At 37.5% G+C, this 19,260-nt stretch carries 18 protein-coding genes; 6 read left to right on the top strand and 12 right to left on the bottom strand.

The genetic code is table 11. The features are described from left to right. Nucleotides 1-153: 153 nt before the first annotated feature. From MKY71_RS07060 to MKY71_RS07045, 4 genes are all read right to left on the bottom strand, one after another. A complete protein-coding gene (locus MKY71_RS07060; RefSeq protein ID WP_340731994.1) occupies nt 154-1,167 on the bottom strand; it encodes a sensor histidine kinase in 1,014 nt (337 codons plus the stop codon). After that, a complete protein-coding gene (locus tag MKY71_RS07055) occupies nt 1,164-1,832 on the bottom strand; it encodes a response regulator transcription factor (RefSeq protein ID WP_339176060.1) in 669 nt (222 codons plus the stop codon). The genes MKY71_RS07060 and MKY71_RS07055 overlap by 4 nt, the downstream gene beginning before the upstream one ends. Nucleotides 1,833-2,015: 183 nt before the next feature. Beyond that, a complete protein-coding gene (locus MKY71_RS07050) occupies nt 2,016-2,990 on the bottom strand; it encodes an alpha/beta hydrolase (protein ID WP_340731993.1) in 975 nt (324 codons plus the stop codon). A 180-nt stretch (nt 2,991-3,170) separates the two neighbouring features. Beyond that, nucleotides 3,171-4,418 carry a helix-turn-helix transcriptional regulator gene (locus tag MKY71_RS07045; protein ID WP_340731992.1) on the bottom strand — a complete coding sequence of 416 codons (1,248 nt, stop codon included), beginning with the start codon at nt 4,416-4,418 and terminating at the stop codon, nt 3,171-3,173. Nucleotides 4,419-4,609: 191 nt separating this feature from the next. Between MKY71_RS07045 and MKY71_RS07040 the strand changes: the two genes are divergently transcribed. After that, nucleotides 4,610-5,902, top strand: a complete 1,293-nt coding sequence (locus MKY71_RS07040) for an MFS transporter (RefSeq protein ID WP_340731991.1) — start codon at nt 4,610-4,612, stop codon at nt 5,900-5,902. Nucleotides 5,903-6,622: 720 nt separating this feature from the next. Then, nucleotides 6,623-7,795, top strand: a complete 1,173-nt coding sequence (locus MKY71_RS07035) for a hypothetical protein (protein ID WP_339176053.1) — start codon at nt 6,623-6,625, stop codon at nt 7,793-7,795. Between the two features lie 393 nt (nt 7,796-8,188). Here the strand turns inward: MKY71_RS07035 and MKY71_RS07030 are convergent, their stop codons facing one another. Continuing rightward, the gene (locus MKY71_RS07030; protein ID WP_241368462.1) at nt 8,189-8,398 is read right to left on the bottom strand and encodes a hypothetical protein; all 210 of its coding nucleotides are present in this window, start codon (nt 8,396-8,398) and stop codon (nt 8,189-8,191) included. A 51-nt stretch (nt 8,399-8,449) separates the two neighbouring features. Beyond that, nucleotides 8,450-8,782 carry a redox protein gene (locus tag MKY71_RS07025; RefSeq protein WP_340731990.1) on the bottom strand — a complete coding sequence of 111 codons (333 nt, stop codon included), beginning with the start codon at nt 8,780-8,782 and terminating at the stop codon, nt 8,450-8,452. Nucleotides 8,783-8,891: 109 nt separating this feature from the next. Between MKY71_RS07025 and MKY71_RS07020 the strand changes: the two genes are divergently transcribed. Further along, on the top strand, nt 8,892-9,152 hold the full coding sequence (locus MKY71_RS07020) for a hypothetical protein (protein WP_339176051.1): 261 nt from the start codon (nt 8,892-8,894) through the stop codon (nt 9,150-9,152). A 266-nt stretch (nt 9,153-9,418) separates the two neighbouring features. On the opposite strand, the gene MKY71_RS07015 is transcribed toward MKY71_RS07020, so the two are convergent. Beyond that, the gene (locus MKY71_RS07015; protein ID WP_340731989.1) at nt 9,419-9,994 is read right to left on the bottom strand and encodes a 3D domain-containing protein; all 576 of its coding nucleotides are present in this window, start codon (nt 9,992-9,994) and stop codon (nt 9,419-9,421) included. A gap of 322 nt (nt 9,995-10,316) precedes the next feature. Between MKY71_RS07015 and MKY71_RS07010 the strand changes: the two genes are divergently transcribed. Both MKY71_RS07010 and MKY71_RS07005 read left to right on the top strand, forming a co-directional pair. Then, nucleotides 10,317-11,663 (top strand): MATE family efflux transporter, encoded by a 1,347-nt coding sequence (locus MKY71_RS07010; RefSeq protein ID WP_339176049.1) that lies wholly within the window; start codon nt 10,317-10,319, stop codon nt 11,661-11,663. A gap of 144 nt (nt 11,664-11,807) precedes the next feature. Then, a complete protein-coding gene (locus MKY71_RS07005) occupies nt 11,808-13,085 on the top strand; it encodes an IS110 family transposase (protein ID WP_340731988.1) in 1,278 nt (425 codons plus the stop codon). 508 nt (nt 13,086-13,593) lie between these two features. On the opposite strand, the gene MKY71_RS07000 is transcribed toward MKY71_RS07005, so the two are convergent. From MKY71_RS07000 to MKY71_RS06985, 4 genes are all read right to left on the bottom strand, one after another. Continuing rightward, nucleotides 13,594-14,079, bottom strand: a complete 486-nt coding sequence (locus MKY71_RS07000; RefSeq protein ID WP_340731987.1) for a group II intron maturase-specific domain-containing protein — start codon at nt 14,077-14,079, stop codon at nt 13,594-13,596. Then, nucleotides 13,983-14,879 (bottom strand): group II intron reverse transcriptase/maturase, encoded by an 897-nt coding sequence (ltrA, locus tag MKY71_RS06995; protein WP_340731702.1) that lies wholly within the window; start codon nt 14,877-14,879, stop codon nt 13,983-13,985. Before ltrA ends, MKY71_RS07000 begins: the two co-directional genes overlap by 97 nt. Nucleotides 14,880-15,451: 572 nt before the next feature. Further along, entirely contained in the window at nt 15,452-15,886 is a 435-nt protein-coding gene (locus MKY71_RS06990) for a homoserine dehydrogenase (protein ID WP_340731986.1), read from the bottom strand. Nucleotides 15,887-16,117: 231 nt separating this feature from the next. Beyond that, complete coding sequence (locus MKY71_RS06985; RefSeq protein WP_340731985.1) at nt 16,118-18,334, bottom strand: YcdB/YcdC domain-containing protein; 2,217 nt, start codon at nt 18,332-18,334, stop codon at nt 16,118-16,120. Nucleotides 18,335-18,492: 158 nt separating this feature from the next. Here MKY71_RS06985 and MKY71_RS06980 point away from each other — a divergent pair, with 158 nt between their 5' ends. Further along, the gene (locus MKY71_RS06980) at nt 18,493-18,684 is read left to right on the top strand and encodes a hypothetical protein (RefSeq protein ID WP_339176046.1); all 192 of its coding nucleotides are present in this window, start codon (nt 18,493-18,495) and stop codon (nt 18,682-18,684) included. A 268-nt stretch (nt 18,685-18,952) separates the two neighbouring features. Here the strand turns inward: MKY71_RS06980 and MKY71_RS06975 are convergent, their stop codons facing one another. Beyond that, the gene (locus MKY71_RS06975; protein WP_340731984.1) at nt 18,953-19,210 is read right to left on the bottom strand and encodes a hypothetical protein; all 258 of its coding nucleotides are present in this window, start codon (nt 19,208-19,210) and stop codon (nt 18,953-18,955) included. Nucleotides 19,211-19,260 lie beyond the last annotated feature (50 nt).

Genomic DNA, 19,260 nt, shown 5'->3' with positions numbered 1-19,260 from the left:
TTTATATTTTATTAAAGTGACATTTTTGCAAGATTATAAACAAAAGCGCCCATTAACTCCGCCAGCCATTGGAGGACCCGATGCCTAAAATTGAAAAACGGACTTATAGCTATTGTAATGTACAATCGCTATAAATCCGCTATTCTATGTCTATTACTGCATGAAGTTTACATTCGTTAAAGGAAAAATAATACTCACCTTTGTTCCTTCCCCCGCCTTTGATGTGATCGTAAGACCCAGGCCAAGCTGATCTGCTAGTTTTTTACATAAATAAAGACCGATACCGGTAGACTTCCCAACTTGCCTTCCATTTTCCCCGGTAAACCCTTTTTCAAAAACCCGGTGGATATCCTTTTCTGTAATGCCAATCCCATTGTCCTGGATCGTCAGAACAATATTATGTTCATTTCGGACCGTATGGATGATTACCTTTCCATTTCGTTCACGGATATACTTAATCGCATTCCCGATCAGCTGATTCAGGATAAATTCCAGCCATTTCGCATCACTGAAAACGGTCCCTTCAACTTTTTCAAGGTTAACTGAAATCCCTTTACTAATAAAGTCTCTTGAATTTCTCTTTATAACTTTTCTTACAAGGTCAACTAAAGGTACCTCTTTAATAAGATAATCCTTGCTCACATTATTACTTCTTGAATAATAGAGAACCTGCTCGATATATTCTTCAATCTTCTTAATTTCCTCTTGAATATTTCGTGTCACGTCGTTTTGATTATTTTCAATGATCAGCCGTGTGGAGGCAATCGGTGTTTTAATTTCATGAATCCATGTTTCAATATATTCCCTATACTCGTTTTCCCGGTCCCGGTAACTCTTTACATGCTCATGCATATCTTTATTTGCCTGACGCAATACTTCATACAATGCCTTGCCTTCCACAGTTTCCGGCTCTTTCATTACTTCCGGCAGCAAATATTTCTGATCTAAGTTTTCTGTAATACTAGTTAACTCATCATAAAAAACTTTCTGCTTAAAATATTCGATCCACATATATAAGATAAGAGGACAAAACCAAATACAGAAAATAAGAAGGACTGTTTGACTATTTATCCCGACAAGCAACATAATGCCGCCAACAATGATAAATAATATGAAATTAGTGAGTAGGAAAACTGTTCTGTCTTTAACATATTCTTTAAGTGTCATGGAAGTATATATCCTAACCCGCGTCTCGTTTCAATGTTTTTTTCCATACCCAATGCTTCGAGTTTTTTTCTTAATCTCGTAACATTGACCGATAAATTATTATCATCTACAAAAACATCTGCGTTCCACATAAAATCCATAAGATCATCCCTTGAGACGATTTTTCCTTTATTTTTATATAGGCAGGAAAGGATTTTAATCTCATTTTTCGTGAGCTCTGCCTTCTCCCCTTGATAAGTAACAGACCCGTTGGATAAATTGAGCTTTAAATCATTATAAACAAGGGTATCCCGCATGCTTGACCCCTGGACTCTTCTTAGTATGGTTTCGATTCTTGCCAAAAGAATTTGAGTGTTATATGGTTTTGTGACAAAATCATCCGCGCCTAAATTCATACTCATCAGTTCATCCATCTCGTTATCCCTGCTCGTCACGACAATAATCGGCACATCCGATTGCTTCCTTATTTCTCTGCAAATATAGTAACCATCAAAAATGGGAAGGTTGATGTCCAGCAATATAAGATCCGGTGCTTCGTTTAGTGTTTCCTGAATAATATGTTCAAAGTTTGTCGGTGCTTTTGTATCAAATCCATATGTGTTTAAAAAGGTTTTCAATTCTTCTCTTATCGTTTCCGTATCTTCTATAATTAAAATTTTTGACATACATTCACTTCCTTTAATGTTTGGAATCCCGGATTAAAATTCATTTACACTTATACCATGCTTATACATTTATCACAAACATATGTACAGCAGATATATGCAAATATTTTCAACTTAAAGACATTCCCACTTTACCCACATAAAAAAGAATGAAATCCGATGTGGAAATCATTCTTAATAAATTTATTTTACTTCTTCCACTTGGTCAGCAGTTGCTTTCACGCGGTCAAAGCCTACTTTAATCGCATTTACATATTCTTTAATTACTTTCTGAGCAAGTTCGGACTGTGGGTTCAGTGATTCAAAGCCATGGTATGCGCCGGGATATAAATGAAATTCCACATCAACCCCTGCCTGTGCCAGTTTAGTTACATACGTAATGGTTTCGTCACGGAAAGGATCCAATTGACCAACACATGTATACGTATATGGAAGATTGCGATAATCCTCTGCCCTTGCCGGTGCAGCATAAATCGGTACTTCATCGTGACCGTGCAATTCGCCTAAATAACATTTCCAGCCAAAATCATTCGTTTTTTGGTTCCAAATCATGCCATCCGTAATTTCATTCGCAGAAGGTGTATCATTGCTATCGTTAATCATCGGGTAAAGTGGCATCTGGAAACAAATTGAAGGATATTCACGATCACGTGCCAGTAAAGTTAAACCAGCTGTCAAACCACCACCGGCACTTGCACCCGCTACGCCGATACGGTTCTTGTCCACTTGCAGTTCTGCTGCATTGTCCGCAATCCATGCAAGCGCACTGTAGCAATCTTCAAGCGGTGCAGGATATGGATATTCCGGGGCTAAACGGTAATCAACGGAAACAACGACACAGTTCGCCGTCTCGACAACTTGTACACAAAGGTGATCATTGTCTTCAATGCTGCCCAGTACGTAACCTCCGCCATGAATCCACAATAAAACAGGTAATTCTTGTTCCTGGTGAGCAGGTTTGTAAATACGAACACGAATTTCATTGTCATCAATGCCAGTTATGGTTTTATTAATAATATTCACTGTATCAGTGCTCGTTAACGGCAATACCGCCTGGGCCATACCTTCACGCATCGTTTCCAAGTGCTCTACTTTAAAATCAAAGTCTGTAAATGCTTCTAAACCGGCTAAAAATTCTGGATTTACTCGTTTGATCATCTTCATTCCTCCATCTCACAAAAATTGAACTCACTCTACTAATTTATTCATTCAATATAATGATTAGAACTCTTGTAGATGAAGTATGGTGTGGAATATATTTTGAAACAAATGGAGTAATTTAAACTAAGAGTAAAGAAAAACACGGAAATCTTTATGATTATCCGTGTCTTCTTCTTATTATATTATTTCTTCATATGCATCGATAATGAACTGGATTTCTCTTGTGACTTTCAAACCTTTTACACCATCCATTGCATATAAAATATCACGTTTCGCATTTTCCTTATCTCCCAGTTTGAAGTAACATAAAGCCCTAACAGCAAATGCACGGTACATCATCGATAAATCAATCGGATGTTGATTGTATTCCAATATTTCGATGTCCTTTAATGTTTGCAATGCTTCTTCATATCGCTCAAGCATGTAATAGGCATAGCCATATTGCCCACTAAAGAAAATGTCCGTGCTGTATGAAAAGCCCTCTAAAACAAAATTATTTTCAAATCGGGTTGCTACTGTTTTCTCGTAATCTTTTTCGATTTGATTTGTATAAAGAAGTGTTACAAGCTGCTCCATAAGGGTTTCAGTCGGGTCTTCCATAATTTCTGCGAATGCCCGGATTTTCTTTAAATAATAAAAAGCCTTTTCCCCTTCTTCATTTGAACAGTGAATGAAAAACAAAAAGCGGTAAAAATCATTTAACCGATAAACGATTTTCTTTTCTTTTGCTAATTTTAAAGCTCTTTCCAAATAAACTTCCATTTGAACATCATCATTCAGTGCTGCATAGGAAACCGTAATATTATAGTATAAATCGAGTTTTTCAAGGTCGTCTATCAGATCCCCATATTTCTCGATATACTTTTCCCCTTCATGTAAATAGTGCAGACCTGCAGCATAATCTTTTTCCATAAACTTAATATTCCCCATCCGGGCATAAATATTCAATATTTTCGAATAGCCATGTACTTGCTCATACATTTTGATTAACTTGGCAAATGGCTTTTCGGATAAATCCATTTTCGCAAAGTAGCGCATTGTTAAATACACTTCGTAAATGCGCACTTCCTCAAAAGTTGCCCCTTTAAGGCTGCCATTCTCATAAAATGGATGGATTAAATGATACAGTTCGAGCACTTTTTCATTTACTTTTTTATCATCATGCTCTTTATTGAGTGCTAAACGTTTTATTTCAACATCCCGGTATAAATCTTTTATTTGCTGATGATTTTCGGTTTGCATGAGCTCGGATACGTCGATGCCGAGCTGACTTGCAATATGTTGAAGGCTTTCCATTGATGGCTGTGCCTTTCCGTTTTCAATCAGACTCAGCATCCCTTTTGTAATTCGATCTCCCGCTACTTGGGCAAGCGTCATCTTGCGCTCTTTTCTTAGTTCTTTTATTTTGGCACCAATATTCAACACGTCGTCACCTCATTAAATACAGTTTACCAAAAATCATACAAAAGGCTAATATTTTAACCTGATTAAACATTTTGTAGAAAATAAATTCTAACACCTCAAAATATTTTTAATTTAATTAAACTTTTGTATTGCATTTCAAAATTCCACACCATATAATAAGTTTAATTAAATTAAACAAAGGGGTTTTGTTTATGAGTGAACAGCAGAAATTAAAAAGAGCAACGTATCATTTATACACGTTTCTAATAAGCAAAATGATTGGTGCGCTCGGGTCACATGTATACAGCTTTGGTATCAGTATGTACATTTTATCGATGACAGGTTCTTCGCTTAGTTTTGCGACAAATATTATTTTAAGCTACTTGCCGCGCACAATCATGTCACCGATTGCAGGTCTATTAGGGGATCGTTTACCTAGGAAATGGCTTGTACTCAGCGGGCAAACCGGCGTAATACTTACAGTTAGCGGTTTATTGCTTTACACACATGAATTTGGATTATCTTTAATCGCAATATATATCGCTACAGTATTCAATAGTATTTTCAGTACATTTTCAGGAGTCGCATTTTCCGCTTCAATTGCCAATCTTGTCGATGAAGCTCGACTTCAGAAGGCAATGAGTTTTAATCAGTTGTCCTATTCTATTTCAGGTATTGGCGGACCGATCTTCGGTGGGATGTTGTTTGGTTTTGTTTCGATGGAAATGTTCCTTATTATCTTTATCGCAGCTTCTGTCATCACACTTCTGTTGGAATCTACAATGAATTTTGTTCTTTATAAGAAAGAAAGCGTTAAAGAAAATGCGGAAAAAGAATCAATGTTTGAAAGCTTCAAAGCCGGCTTTCGCTATGTCAATTCAAAACCGATTATTAAAGCCATTTTATGGACTGCACTTTGGCTAAACTTATTTTTCACAGCCATCAATGTTGGCGGAGATTATATTTTATTGACGATTTTGAAGTTAGATCCAAAGTATATCGGTTTTACAGAAGCTGGTGGTGCAATCGGCGTTTTAATAACATCCGTTTATTTCGCATCAAGAACAACCGTCAAATTCCCATTACTTACAGTTAAACGATCTGTTTTTTCCTCTTCTGTTGTCGTCATTTTATCGGCCCTGCCGCTTATGATCACATTTTCGGCAATGATGAATTTCATCTATTATTTAATCATCATGTTTTTATTCGGAGCATTGGGTGTCATCACAAATACGCCGCTTGGTGTGTTGATGCAAACTTCAATTGAAGAGGAATACCGGGGACGTGTTTTTGGGATTATCGAAATGATGGCGATGAGTGCTATGCCTGTCGGGACACTTGTATTTGGCATTTTATACGAGTTCATTCCGGCTCAGTATATCTTAATCGTCAGCGGACTGATTTTAATTGGTATAGTTCTATTATTACTACGTCCTTCGATTTTAGAAATGGCTCACCCTGAACTGAAAAAGGTAAAGCTGGAAACTGAAGCAATAACTGAATAATAAATTTCTCTTCGAATTTGAGCTAATTTTCTATGTTAGCTCTTTTTTTATGTAATTAGCGGATAGATAAGTTTGATATACTGTTAAAGTTTCTGTACAATTTATAATGTAATAATTTTCATATTAGAAAGGCTGATATTCATTGAATTTCCACAACTATTATTTTGTTCCTGAAGGTAAATATTCAGAATTTCAGCAACTTTTGTCAAACAACCCGTCTCTGGACATTCAATTAGAAGATTATAATCAAAATTATAATTTTTATTATCAATTTGTTTATAATCTGTATACATATTTAACTATGGATGATGACCAATTAATATCGGATGATAATATACGTTTTCACTATCCTTTTCAGTCATATCTTCATGAAATAATCATTAAGCAATACGAGCTGCAAAGATTTAAAAAGAGAAAATGCAATGATCCTTTAATTTGTTTATTATTTTCTGTTCTATTAAAAAGTAAATTAAAGCAGACAATCCAAAGTCTTATTGAAGAAAGCGGTTTCGAACCCGAATTACCTTTGGAATTAATAAACTTTTACGAAAACAATCATATTGAATCCCCATCCAGTCAGACTATCAATTATATTCATAATCAATTTCTTAAACGATTAAAAGAACATATTTTTGTCGGCTCTTACTTCAGTCAATTGATAAAAGATACTATTGATCGCACAAATCGGTATTATTTAATACATCAAAAGGAGTTTTAACAATGCATACAAGTTGCGAGACATCAGTACAACATAGTTTAAACAACGAATTGCGATTGATCGAACGTTCATTAACACTGAGCATAAAGCAATTTAAAACTTTCTATGCTAACAAACAGTTTGATGAAGCATTTGAACAGCTTCAATTTATTTTGGCCATCATAGAACGATCTAAAAACCCGGAACATGTGACAGAAGCGTTAGTATGCTGTGTTAACTTTGCTTCGATCGTTTCTTCCATACCACAAAGCGATATGCTGATCAACTCGATCATTCACACAATCGATACGGATTCTTTCCCTCAAAATTTGTCTATGTGCCACTATTTATTAAGCATCCATGCACTTGAAAATAACAACAAACTGGAAGCGGTTCAATACGCAAAGAGTGCATACTTCTATGCTTTGGAATTGAAAGAGGACCGATTATTTTACGAATGCAATGCACAGCTACAGCTCGTTACTGCCCTTTTGGAAGTTGGTAGTTTTGAAGAAGCCCATAAATATATCGACCAGTTCAACTGGTATATTGAACATTGTAAAAACGATGCGGAAGTTGTCTTTGTCCATTCCATTCAGGCAAGTACAAACTTCTTAAAGCAAAATTACGAAATGGCCGTTTTTGCAATGTCTTCATTGTTAAAAAAATTCAACGAATCAAATGAAATTATGTATACTTCGTTTTTAGCAAGACACTTCTATCGGATTATCAGGAAGCATCCTGAGGCGAGCTTGCTATACGGCGATTTAATGACACTATGCGGGCAGGTAATCGAACGACATAAATCCTATATACCTGGTGAATTGAATACTTCTCAAAATGTTTTGATTTATAACTCAAAGCAGTTTTATCAGCTTGCGAACACTTTTTTCACAAAGCACATCAATGAAAATAATCTTGTTTCCATGTACAAATTAGAGCTAAAAAGTCATATGAATTTCACAAAGTTGTTTAATCTGATTGATAGTGAATCAGCCAACAATCAGCTTATTATTTACCCTTACAGTGAACAAAAGTTTTTACTGATTACAACCGATAAATTTCAGGATGTACTATTGAATAATAAGCAATTTAAAAGCAGTTTAATGTATATTGGTTCTGCTGAAAATACCGAACAAAAAAGTTTTTACGAACTGTATAATGAACTGAATTTATCCATTATTAGCCGTAGTTAAAGCCAATATGATCAAAGAGTCTGGGACATAGGTAGAAAGACCGTTAAATAATAGGAAATCCTTTATTAAGAAACGGATTTTTTGCAAAATTGATTGGAATGGAGGGCGAGTGTTCGTGCTGACGGTTATACCTTTCGCACTGCTAAAACACTAGCTGACGGCTACGCCTTTCGCTACAAGCAAAGCTTCCTGCGGGAATAGCGTGACGCCTGAGACTAGGAACAAAAGCTAAGAACGCCACGTCCTGTGGCAACGCTTTTGTGACCAACATCCTATTGGCCTCACGCCCGCGGAAAGCGTCCCGGAATGGAAATCAATTTTAACGCTCAGCAAAGAAACGCTATTTTTCTCTCAGAGAAAAATAGCGTTTTTTGATGTTACATAGATATTTGATTAGCGTGATTCTTTTGGTGGTTGGCACACTTCACACTTTTGCTGTTTATTTTCTTTGAATTTTTTCCAAGGTTTTTGGAATGTGTTCCCGCACGCACATTGGAAATCTAACTTTTGTGAAAAACCTTTAAATTCAGTTGATAATAATTTTGTATCTGTATTCTTTTCAACATATTCACGAATTGAATGGATTGTCCATTTTTTTGACATTAACTACACCTCCACAAGCTCTTTATTATAGCACGAAAGTTGATTCTTTCCTTAATTAAATAACCAATCTACAACAAAACCGAATCCTTTAAACGCAAAATAAAGAAAAAGGAGACCAATTATGATAAATCCTAAGCAGCCAAACAACCCGGAAAACATAAACAGCTTAAAATTAGGGCCTTTTCGATTGCCCCACTCCTCTTTTTTATCGCTCGTGACAGAGTTGATTGTATGGCAATGCGGGCATTCCTTAATATATGTTCTTTTCTGTTGTTTTTTCCCGTTAAATATTTGTATTTGCGATGAAAAGCGATCGGAAGAAAAATCAATTGTCATTTGTTCCTGACAGTTTCTACATTTTATTTCTACTTTTTTGCCCTCCATAATTAACCAACTCCTTTTTTGTATCAACTCACAATAAAACATATAATGAAAACTTTTCAAGCGTATATACATAAGGTAAGGGATTTGCCTTAGAATAGGAGGAATACATTTGAAAAGTGAAATGGATGCTACACCCTCTTTGGAGATAATTGCTGCCAGACTTGCCTATGCAGGTGCTGCTGTCACTACAATCGGCGATGTATTGGGTATGATTTCTGCCGGTATCGCGTTAAAGCTGCTTGAGGAACAAAATGGACAGCAACCATCCAATGATAAAGGTAATGAATCTGATTTTAAGCAAATGCAAAATGAAATCGATAAATTAATTCGGGAACTTCGCCAAATAAGAAAAATGATGGGTGCTCCCTAATCACGGTTGAACAAATATTTCCTGGAATCTGCTTCGATCCGCCGTTCACAATCATCACAACTAACGCTGGCTTGTCGATTTACTTTAAATTGCTGATATTTTTTAGTGCCTTCCATCAATTTGAATGGTTTCCGGCAATACCGGCAAGTAGTCTCATAAAAGAACATTTCACATTTCCATTCCTTTCGTAATATCTCTATTTATTATAACGTAAAATGAAAAAACCTATTGTGAGAAAGTATCATTCCCTCGCAATAGGCTTTGTTTTATGATTTTAGGATTTTTACAGTAACAGTTTTTCGTCCCCAGTTTTTAGCTGTCGCCTTTTTACTAATAAAGACGTCAATTTTTTTTCCTTTTATGGCACTGCCAATATCACCGGCAACTGCTATTCCATAGCCTTCCACCCATACTTTCGAACCAAGTGGAATGATTTTCGGATCAACGGCTATCACCTTCAAACTAGGGTTTTTACGTAAATTTAACCCTGTTTTCGTAATACCTGAACATCCTTTGCAACTTGCCGTATAGGCCGTTGCTGACATCTTAATTGTTTTTTTTACATTACTTGGATGTGTTGCGGATTTTTTTACTGTTGTTTTCTTTACTGCTGGTTTATTTTTAATATGGCTTGGTAATTTAAGGACTTGTTTTACTTGTACTTTTGAAGTCTTTAAATCATTCAATGCCATGAGTTCTTTTACTGATGTATCATATTTCTTCGCTAGCATTGTTAAATTCTCGCCTTTTTTGATTGTATGTGAAGCTGCCTCTGACGTTCCTACAAAAATAAATGTGCTTGCGATCATAACCGCAATAAATGCTACTACTTTCTTGATCATACTTGAATATTTCCCTCCAGAAAAAGTGTCGTGAAAAATCTTTTTGATTCAACATGAACTAGCATAACCTTTCTATATTTCAGTAACATGACAACTACATACCACCTATATTACAATTCGATAACAAAAAGTCGAATTGTGTCGATAACATATTACAAATTTCTGAATAAACTTAACTATTTGACTAAATATAACTTCATTTCAACAAATTTCTCATGATTTTTTACCCTTTTTAAACGTATGAGTAAAAAACTATCCTATAGTAACAATTTATGCTAATATATTTTTTGTTTTGATTTTAACAATAGAAAGAGTGAACTGATTGGAAAAAGGCACGAAAGAATTAAGTTTATTTAAGTTAACATGGCCATTATTTTTAGAGTTGTTCCTATTTATGCTAATGGGATTAGCGGATACTTTTATGTTAAGTGCTGTGTCGGATGATGCAGTAGCCGGTGTAGGAACAGCCAATCAATATATACAAATTGCAATTTTATTACTGGGGGTTATCGGTACAGGTGCTTCCATTGTTGTTTCACAATATTTAGGATCAAGACTAATTGCTGAAGCATCACAAATTGCTGCTTTATCGGTTACACTCAATTTGCTCGTCGGTTTAGTCATCAGCGGGTTATTTTTATTGTTTTCAGATGTTTTAATGAAGATGATGAACCTGCAAGGTGCTGTATTGGAAGCAGCGCAAAGCTATTTAGTCATTGTCGGAGGATTTATATTCGTTCAGGCTTTAATTACTTCCATGTCTTCCATTATTCGTGTACAAGGCTGGACGAAACAAACGATGTACGTTTCGCTTGCAATGAATATTGTGCACGTCGTTTTAAACTATATTTTAATTTTTGGGAAATTCGGGATGCCGGAACTAGGTGTGGAAGGTGCAGCGATTTCTTCTATTATTAGTCGTGTGCTTGCTGCGGCTGTTTTTTTCTGGCTCTTATACCAGGCGTTAGAAGTTCGTATCGAGTGGGCGGATTACTATCGATTGTCTAAAAACTATATTTCCAAAATATTAAAAATCGGGATACCCTCAGCATTGGAACAGGTGCTTTACCAGACAAATCAAATTGTCCTTCTCTATTATGTAACCTTTATAGGGGCCGAGGCATTGTCTGCCCGTCAGTATGCCGTGAATATCTCGATGTTTACTTATCTTTTCGCCATGGCGATTGGGATGGCAACTGCTATTTTAGTTGGACGGTATGTCGGAGCTGGTGATAAAGAGTTGGCCTATAATAAAGTATGGTTTGGTGTAAAATCGGCACTGATTTTTACATTATCAATGGTTGCAATTATTATTCTCTTCAGAGAATCATTGATGGGCCTATTCACTAGTAATGAAGAAATTATTAAAATCGGGGCCAGTGTATTACTATTAAGTATTTTACTGGAAACTGGACGTACGGTTAACATTACAATCATCAATTCATTGCGTGCTTCCGGGGATGCCGCTTACCCTGTGCGTATTGGATTCGTTTCCATGATTTTGATCGGCTTATCGCTAGGTTATTTATTCGTCTTCGTTCTTGATTTAGGTCTTGTCGGTGTCTGGCTGGCTATTGCATGTGATGAATGGATACGTGCAATACTCGTTATTTTCCGCTGGCGTAGCCGAAAATGGGAACGCTATGCGATTGTCAGTTCAGATAAATAAGCATTGTAAAACATCCACTTCCTCTTATATGGAGCATTCCTGTTAGAAGGATTTTCGGGGACTTGAAAACAAAAAAGCCCTCCTGTATGATGCTTGAGTATCAACGACTAAATTGACTCATTCATCTACGAGAGGACTATCATAATGAATTCTAATACGAACCATAAAATTAATCAAGTTTCTGAAAATACACTCGTGATCGGTATCGACATCGCCAAGCACAAACATTTTGCCTGTGCTATTGATGATCGAGGCCGGGTGCTCCAAAAATCATTTCCTATTGCGCAGTCACGCTTTGGATTTGAAGGCTTTCATGAGCGACTGCTTACATTAAAAGCTACACATGAAAAACAGGAAATTCTTGTTGGTTTTGAGCCGACAGGACACTACTGGATGAACTTGGCGGCGTTTCTGACAAGCTACGGAATTCCATTCGTGATGGTCAACCCAATGCACGTCAATCGTTCCAAGGAATTGGATGACAACCTTCAAACGAAGAATGATCAAAAAGACGCACTTGTCATCGCTCGCCTTATGCGGGATGGTCGCTTCAGCTATCCTCGAACTCTCGAAGGAATCGAAGCCGAGTTGCGAAATGGTGCGACATTGCGTTCAAAGATTCAAGAAGATTTAAATGCCCTACAAAATCGTATGATTCGTTGGTTAGATCGCTTTTTCCCAGAGTTCACACAAGTATTTAAAAGCTTCGGGAAAATGGCGTATGCGGTGCTCGAAATGACACCACTACCCTCGGATATCAAAGGGAAAACACCGGAAGAGCTACTGTTCTTATACCGCCAAGTAGAAGGGATGAAAAGCCCCCAACTACCCAAGGCAAAGCAATTAGTCGAAGTTGCGGAACACTCAATCGGACTGACAGAAGGTTTAGTGATGGCCAAACTTGAAATCGCCACACTACTTTCTCAAGTGAAATTAATGCAAGCTCAACTCGACGAATTAACGGCTCAATTAATCGAGCTCGCCAAACAAATGACAGATTATGAGTATTTAGCATCGGTACCGGGAATCGGAGACGTCACCATTGTCGATTTACTATCAGAAGTTGGTTCCCTCACACAATATGCGCATCCACGCCAATTAATTAAACTAGCGGGACTCACGTTGCGTGAAAACTCTTCTGGTCAACAAAAAGGACAAAAACGGATTTCCAAACGAGGAAGACGCAAACTTCGCGCCCTCTTATTCCGAGTCATGATGCCGTTAATCTTGCATAATCCAGCCTTTAAGCAACTGCATGACTATTACACAACACGTACTCAAAACCCACTCCGCAAGAAGCAATCCATCGTTCTGCTTTGTGGGAAGTTACTAAAAGTTTTACATGCCTTGTGCAAAAAGAAAACCATATTTAACGAACATCAAATGATAACCGATTTCGCCAGTCTTCAAACGGCTGCCTAAGCGCCACCATCGGAAGTCAAAACAAGAGGATGACACGGAGAAGCCGGCATTATTTTCACCATCCGACCGTTGATGACCAATCAAACGAGTCCCCTAGGGAGCATCGCCAGCCTCTGCCTTATGAATAGACCGAACGAAGGAATGTACGCGCAATCAGACGCCTAGAGACATGGGAGGGTCCGTCATCATAAGCTACGCAGAGATCCAAAAGTGCATCGAGATACTGCACTGGATTAGGAGAATGATTACCAGTTAATGGTTCCTCCTTTAGCGAAGCTTACGGACAATATGTAAGAAAAATCAATAATTACAAAATAACGATAGATGTACGAGTCGAAAAAATATTTTTTGACGCTCATAAATGGCGCAAGCCATTGATACATCAACATTTATAGAGGGAGGGTGGATGTTTTTTCTCCAAATGAATTACAAATCGAGTAGGAGGCTAATTATTATTTAATTAGCCGACCTCTCACACCACCGTACGTACGGTTCCGTATACGGCGGTTCAATCTTTTGAGTATCTTCGCTCGTAAAGTTGGGACAGGTCTTTCAGTCCCCACTTTACGAGCCTTTTATTTGGAATGGCTTGGTGTAGAACCTCACTTCGTGATATTCGCCAGTATCCTTTTCTTGAATGTGCCGTTTTCATGGCTTCATCATGTTGGATTCCGTATTGGCTTAATTTCGCATATTTTGTTCGTGGTAGTTTCCACCGTTTCCATATTAATTGACGTAAGCGATGATTTAGCCATGCTTGTATTTCTCTGATAAAAGTTTTCATGTTAGCGATACCATAGTAATTTATCCAACCCACCGTTGTTTGATTGATTCTTTTCACAATCTCACGAAATGTCCCGGTTCGTTTACGACTCGTCAATGTTTTTAACTTATCTTTTAGTCGTTTCTTGGCGGACTTGATTGGTCGGTATCCAACTTTCCCGACAGATTTTGAAGATGAAAACCTAGGAATGTAGCTGCTGTTGCTCCACATACTTTACTTTTCTGCTCATTGATTGTTAGACCCAGTTCATCTTCGATAAATTTCTTGACACTTGTCATGACCCGTTCACCTGCTCTTGGCGACTTCACATAAATCACGAAATCATCCGCATAGCGAATGAATCGATGTCCTCGTTTTTCTAATTCTCTATCTAGCTTGTTTAAGTACACATTTGCTAGAATAGGAGAGAGTGGACCACCTTGAGGTGTACCTTCTGTCGTTTCAATGAGGATATCCTTGTCCAATATGCCAGAGCGTAGGAATTTCCATATTAACTTAAGTACGATTTTATCTGTTATGAATTCTTCTAGATAAGCTCGTAGCCGTTGATGATGGATTGTGTCAAAGTAGCTTTTCAAGTCACAATCGACCACTGTTCGAAAACCTTCCTCGTAATATCTCTTCGCAAGGGCAATCGCTTGGTGTTGATTTCGACCTTTTCGGAAACCAAAGCTTTTATTCGAGAAGTGTGGATCAATAATTGGATGGATTACTTGTAAAATGGCTTGTTGCACAACTCGGTCTAATACACATGGTATACCTAGATATCGTTTGGAGCCATCCGCTTTTGGGATAGCTACCCGCTTCACTGGTTGTGGCTGATAGGAACCATCTTTTAATTTCCTTTTCAATGGTTCTTCATATTTCATTAAATGCGCTTTCAGTCCATCAACTGTGATACCATCGATTCCAGGTGCTCCACCATTCCCTTTTACTTTCTTGTATGCGTTCCATAGGTTTCTATGAGACGTTACTCTGTCAATTAAATTGATACTTTCTTGTTTCTTCATTTCCATGTTTACATCCCTACACACTCTTATATACTCTTTCGCTTCCAGCTTATCCCTCTATAAGTAGCCATCTATTTGGTCTATACCTTGATGTTTTCTGTGTTTTGGCGGGATGTCTCCACCTCCTTGTTTCTTTCAAGATTAAAAGATTGTTCGGCCCTTCATCTTCGGTCGAAGACTACTATGGCTTCTGCTGACTTCTCTTGATTCATCCATTTATCACTAAACAAATTGTTAATTAGATAACCCTCAAGAGACCTCCCCGGGTAAGCACAACCGCCTTCCTCTCATGTAACTGCCAGATTTACTGTATGGGATTTGGGCAGTATTGGACTTCGCTTTGTTTAGCAAGCTCATCCGTCCCAAGTCAGCCTTTTATCTGATTTCTGTTCGTCAGTTCGAGAGTTTGCGTCCGACTTCCTTCAGATTCCACGTCACCATGGACACCCTTGTCTTTCGCTAACAGTTCCTACTGCCAAGCCTGTAGTGGACTTTCACCACCAAGCTGTTGTGCATGCCGGGCACACTAAAAAACGCCTTCTGCAATTATATTGCGAAGGCGCTTTTTACGATTATTTAGATGATTCTTCAGTTGAAGTTGAAGCTTCTTCTGATACCGTTTCCTCAGTTACAGCTTCTTCAAGTTCTGCATTTTCTTCTGCCAGTAATGCTTCTTCAGCTGCACGACGTTTTGCTTCTTCAGCTGCTTTCTTTGCCGCTTCTTCAAGTGGTTTATTGACAACACCTAAGCACCAAATAAATTCTTCCCATGCCATGTTCCAACCTTTGAAAACTTCTTCAGAGTCGTCCCATTTCACTGAATAAGCGATTCCATCTTCAGTTTTTACAATAGAAAGTGATAAGTCCGCTCCAGCACGGTCACTTAGTAATTTAATTTTTCCCTCTTCATCAAAGCGTTCATCGATATTGTCCTTTTCTGTAAATGATCGGCTTTGCGCAATTTCAAAAAGAACATTACTATGAATTCGGTATTTATTTTTTTGCATTCTTTTCCCAACTTCCATTATTGATTCGTTACTTGTACTATCTTACAACGTTTCAAAAAAATTATCGCGATTTTTTTCAGTTTAGCACTTTAAATTATTTTATCACAAGTTGGTACAGTTAAACCACTAACGATTACACAAAAGAGAACATATATTCCTTATTTTATTAAAAAATATTAAAAAACCCGTGAAGTGTTTAAAAACTTCACGAGTTTAGAAGTATAAAAGCGCTTAGTAGTAATATGAGCCGCTGTTTCGCTTTTCTGCAATTTCGTATGCAAGCTCAATAATGGATTTTGCAAGTTGTGCATATGTCACTTCTTTTTTCGGCAGGAACATTGATTGATCAGTACCTTGAAGTCCTAACACGTGTGAAATCGCTACATAGCCGATTTTTTCCGGATCCACATCAGCTGCATCTTTGATCGTTAACTGATAAATATCAGGATGCTTTGCTGCTTGTTCAAGACCAAGTGTACGGATGTACCAAACGGCTAATTGTTCATTTGTTACTTTTTGGTCGATGTTCAATTCATCTTCAAGCGGATTTAAGATACCTAGACGTGTTGCCGTTTCCACTACATTATAGTAAGGATGTTCCGGATTAATATCTTCAAATGAAACAGGTGGCTGCTCCTGACGGTATGCATAATAATCTTCATAGAAATAAGTGATGGATTTTATTATCATTTGTAATGCCTGCCCTTGAGAAATGGCTGTATCCGCATTGAAACTTTTCGGATCATTTACCTCAATCGCACCTGCCTGGATTAAATAGTTCAGTTCCTTTTCGGCAGTCGGGTGAGTAACTTTCGCTTTTTCAGTTTGAGCATATGGACTGAAAACTTCACCGCTGTTCGCATCGATTTGATAGTACTCTTGTCCCTTCACTGTCGGCACATATACGAGTTCGTATTTTCCGTCTTCATTTTGCAGTCTGTGGTAAACAAGCTTAACATCCAGTGCATCAGCAAATAGCTTCTTTGCCTCTTCACTTGAAACTGATGCAGCAGCATCCGGCCATTCCTCAATTTCTAATGGATAGCGGTAGAATGATTTTAATTTCCCTTCATCATCGATTGTTACCGAAAGACTGTCACCATTTACAATCAGTCCGTTTTTAATTCGCGGGAAATTCACATAATGCACTTTCGATTCTTTATCATAAACGGGTTCTGTATTTGCCTTAGCATATTCATGTACAGATGTCGGAGCAAGTTCCTTCACATACTTTTCAGCTGCTGCTAAAACTTTATCCTTATCCAATCTTGGTACTGAGTTTTCCGTTTCATCATCTTCAAACGGCATTGGACTATAGAAATCAGAGTATGAAATAAGTTCCCCGGTATTTTTATTGAACTCGATCGAAGAACCGAATGAACCGTTTCGGTAGCGGTAAGAATATGAAACACTGATTACTGCCTGGTCATTCATTTCATGTTCATAGGCATGGTCAATCGTGAATTTAGTTGTATTCCCCTGGCTCTCTACTAACTGTTTTGCGATTTCTTTAGCATCGTCAATAGTAATTGGTGATGGTTCTTTTAATTGTTTTGGAGCAAGCGGTTGTAACGCTAACTTGTTATTTAAAGAATCCATCTTACCTGTAGTTGTTGCCCATTTATTTGATGTTGCATGTAATCCAATGACATTTGGCGCTGGTAAGTATACAAGTTTTACAGAAGGTTTGGAAGACATCGACATATAATCAATCGAATATTGCAAAGTTAAATTTAGTTGATCCTTCATCTTTTCTAAAGCGGCTTCTTTAGAAACTACATTTGTCGCCTCTTCAAATGACATCCGTTTTTGTTCCGGACTCACTTGTGTGAAATACTGGATTTTGCCATCGCCCAGTACACTTACTACCATCGACTGATCCTGAATTGGAATATCTTTTTCAGTTGAAGTGAAGCTGTAGTTATACGTAATTGGATCCGTTATGAGACGGCTGTAATAACTAGGTGTTTCATTTGATAATACATAATTGGAAGACGACGCAACTTTCTTAACGAAATCTTCTGCAATTTTACGTCCTTGCTCTTCCGTTATTTTTCCTGGGAATAATGCATCCTTCATACTTGCAGGATTGAAATATAAGTACTCTATTTCAAGATTGTCCGATCTGAATGATACACTACCGCCCTCCATTTGTTTGTTAACTTTTTTCTGGAATGTTAGCTCATAACGTGTCGTCAAATCGTCTGCATAATGATAGCTCATCGATGTCATTTGGAAATCACCGTTAGAGTATGTAGCAAACATCTCCGGTAATTTCGTCTTTAATATTTGAATCAGCTGTTCTTTTGTGACACTTTCGTCTGTCATCGCAACATAGATGGGCACCCTTTCATCTTTCGGGTTAACAGATGCCTCTGCAAGAGCAGGACTGGCAAGCAATCCTAGAGAAACAATCGACATGCCTAGAGTGGTTGTCCATTTTTTCATTTTAATTCCTCCTTTGTTTTCTCTCTATTATACGCCTAAATAATGGCAATAGTTTCAATATATTGTATTTTAAATAAAAATATTCCTTTTTACCCAAGGAGTTTGGAGAGATTGTGTTCGAAAGTGAGTCATGATAGAATCTTTCAGAGGTGAAGTTCGTGAATATTGTAACAGCAGGAATGCTAATATCATTTTCCGGCATTATTGTCGTTTGTTTAGGTTTGTTTGGCGTCCTGCCTAATACTAACCAAACATTAAATTATGTATTTATCGGCATCGGATGGGTATTTATCCTATTCGGCATCGTCATCCGTATTATCGGTATGAAACTAGAACGGAAAAATAAATAAAGAAGAGGCCAGGACATAATCCAAAAAAGCTATTTTTCTCTGAGAGAAAAATAGCTTTTTTTGCTGAGCGTTAAAATTGATTTCCATTCCGGGACGCTTTCCGCGGGCGTGGCCTGAGCCTGTAGTCTCAGGCGTCACGCTATTCCCGCAGGAGTCGCCCTCCATTCCAATCAATTTTGCAATATATCCATTTCTTAATAAAGGCTTTCCTTTTATTTAGCAATAATTCTACTTATATCCCGGCCTCTTCTCCTTTTTAAATTCCTTTTTAAACAAGTTCCTCTTCAAGCAAATAATATTTTGCTCCGTATATATCTACTTCATAGGTAATGACTCCAGCTGTACTTATGTGAATGTTCGTAACTTCCCCTACTTTATTGATAATATGGGCTTCATAATATTTGCGATAATGATAGGTTTCACTATCCAATTGCTCATCGATTAAAATTTCCTTCACAGGATCCATCAATTGAAATTTCGGCTGATACTGTTCATACTCCAGATCAAATAAATTTAGCTGACGCAAAAAAATTCACCTGCCAATATGTATTCAATCAATACATTCGACAAGTGAAA

It is taken from the genome of Solibacillus sp. FSL W7-1324 (assembly GCF_038008025.1).
Lineage (GTDB): Bacteria > Bacillota > Bacilli > Bacillales_A > Planococcaceae > Solibacillus.
Note: the sequence above shows the minus strand (reverse complement) of the source record. Positions and strands in the feature narration are given on the sequence as shown.

Bases quoted from the DNA above. Each gene is read 5' to 3' on its own strand.
- MKY71_RS07000 (WP_340731987.1), bottom strand. From the start codon at position 14,079: ATGTGGAGCAACAGCAGCTACATTCCTAGGTTTTCATCTTCAAAATCT.
- MKY71_RS07060 (WP_340731994.1), bottom strand. From the start codon at position 1,167: ATGACACTTAAAGAATATGTTAAAGACAGAACAGTTTTCCTACTCACT.
- MKY71_RS07005 (WP_340731988.1), top strand. From the start codon at position 11,808: ATGAATTCTAATACGAACCATAAAATTAATCAAGTTTCTGAAAATACA.
- MKY71_RS07030 (WP_241368462.1), bottom strand. From the start codon at position 8,398: ATGTCAAAAAAATGGACAATCCATTCAATTCGTGAATATGTTGAAAAG.
- MKY71_RS07015 (WP_340731989.1), bottom strand. From the start codon at position 9,994: ATGATCAAGAAAGTAGTAGCATTTATTGCGGTTATGATCGCAAGCACA.
- MKY71_RS07025 (WP_340731990.1), bottom strand. From the start codon at position 8,782: ATGGAGGGCAAAAAAGTAGAAATAAAATGTAGAAACTGTCAGGAACAA.
- MKY71_RS06985 (WP_340731985.1), bottom strand. From the start codon at position 18,334: ATGAAAAAATGGACAACCACTCTAGGCATGTCGATTGTTTCTCTAGGA.
- MKY71_RS07040 (WP_340731991.1), top strand. From the start codon at position 4,610: ATGAGTGAACAGCAGAAATTAAAAAGAGCAACGTATCATTTATACACG.
- MKY71_RS07050 (WP_340731993.1), bottom strand. From the start codon at position 2,990: ATGATCAAACGAGTAAATCCAGAATTTTTAGCCGGTTTAGAAGCATTT.
- ltrA (WP_340731702.1), bottom strand. From the start codon at position 14,879: ATGAAGAAACAAGAAAGTATCAATTTAATTGACAGAGTAACGTCTCAT.
- MKY71_RS07055 (WP_339176060.1), bottom strand. From the start codon at position 1,832: ATGTCAAAAATTTTAATTATAGAAGATACGGAAACGATAAGAGAAGAA.
- MKY71_RS07035 (WP_339176053.1), top strand. From the start codon at position 6,623: ATGCATACAAGTTGCGAGACATCAGTACAACATAGTTTAAACAACGAA.
- MKY71_RS06990 (WP_340731986.1), bottom strand. From the start codon at position 15,886: ATGCAAAAAAATAAATACCGAATTCATAGTAATGTTCTTTTTGAAATT.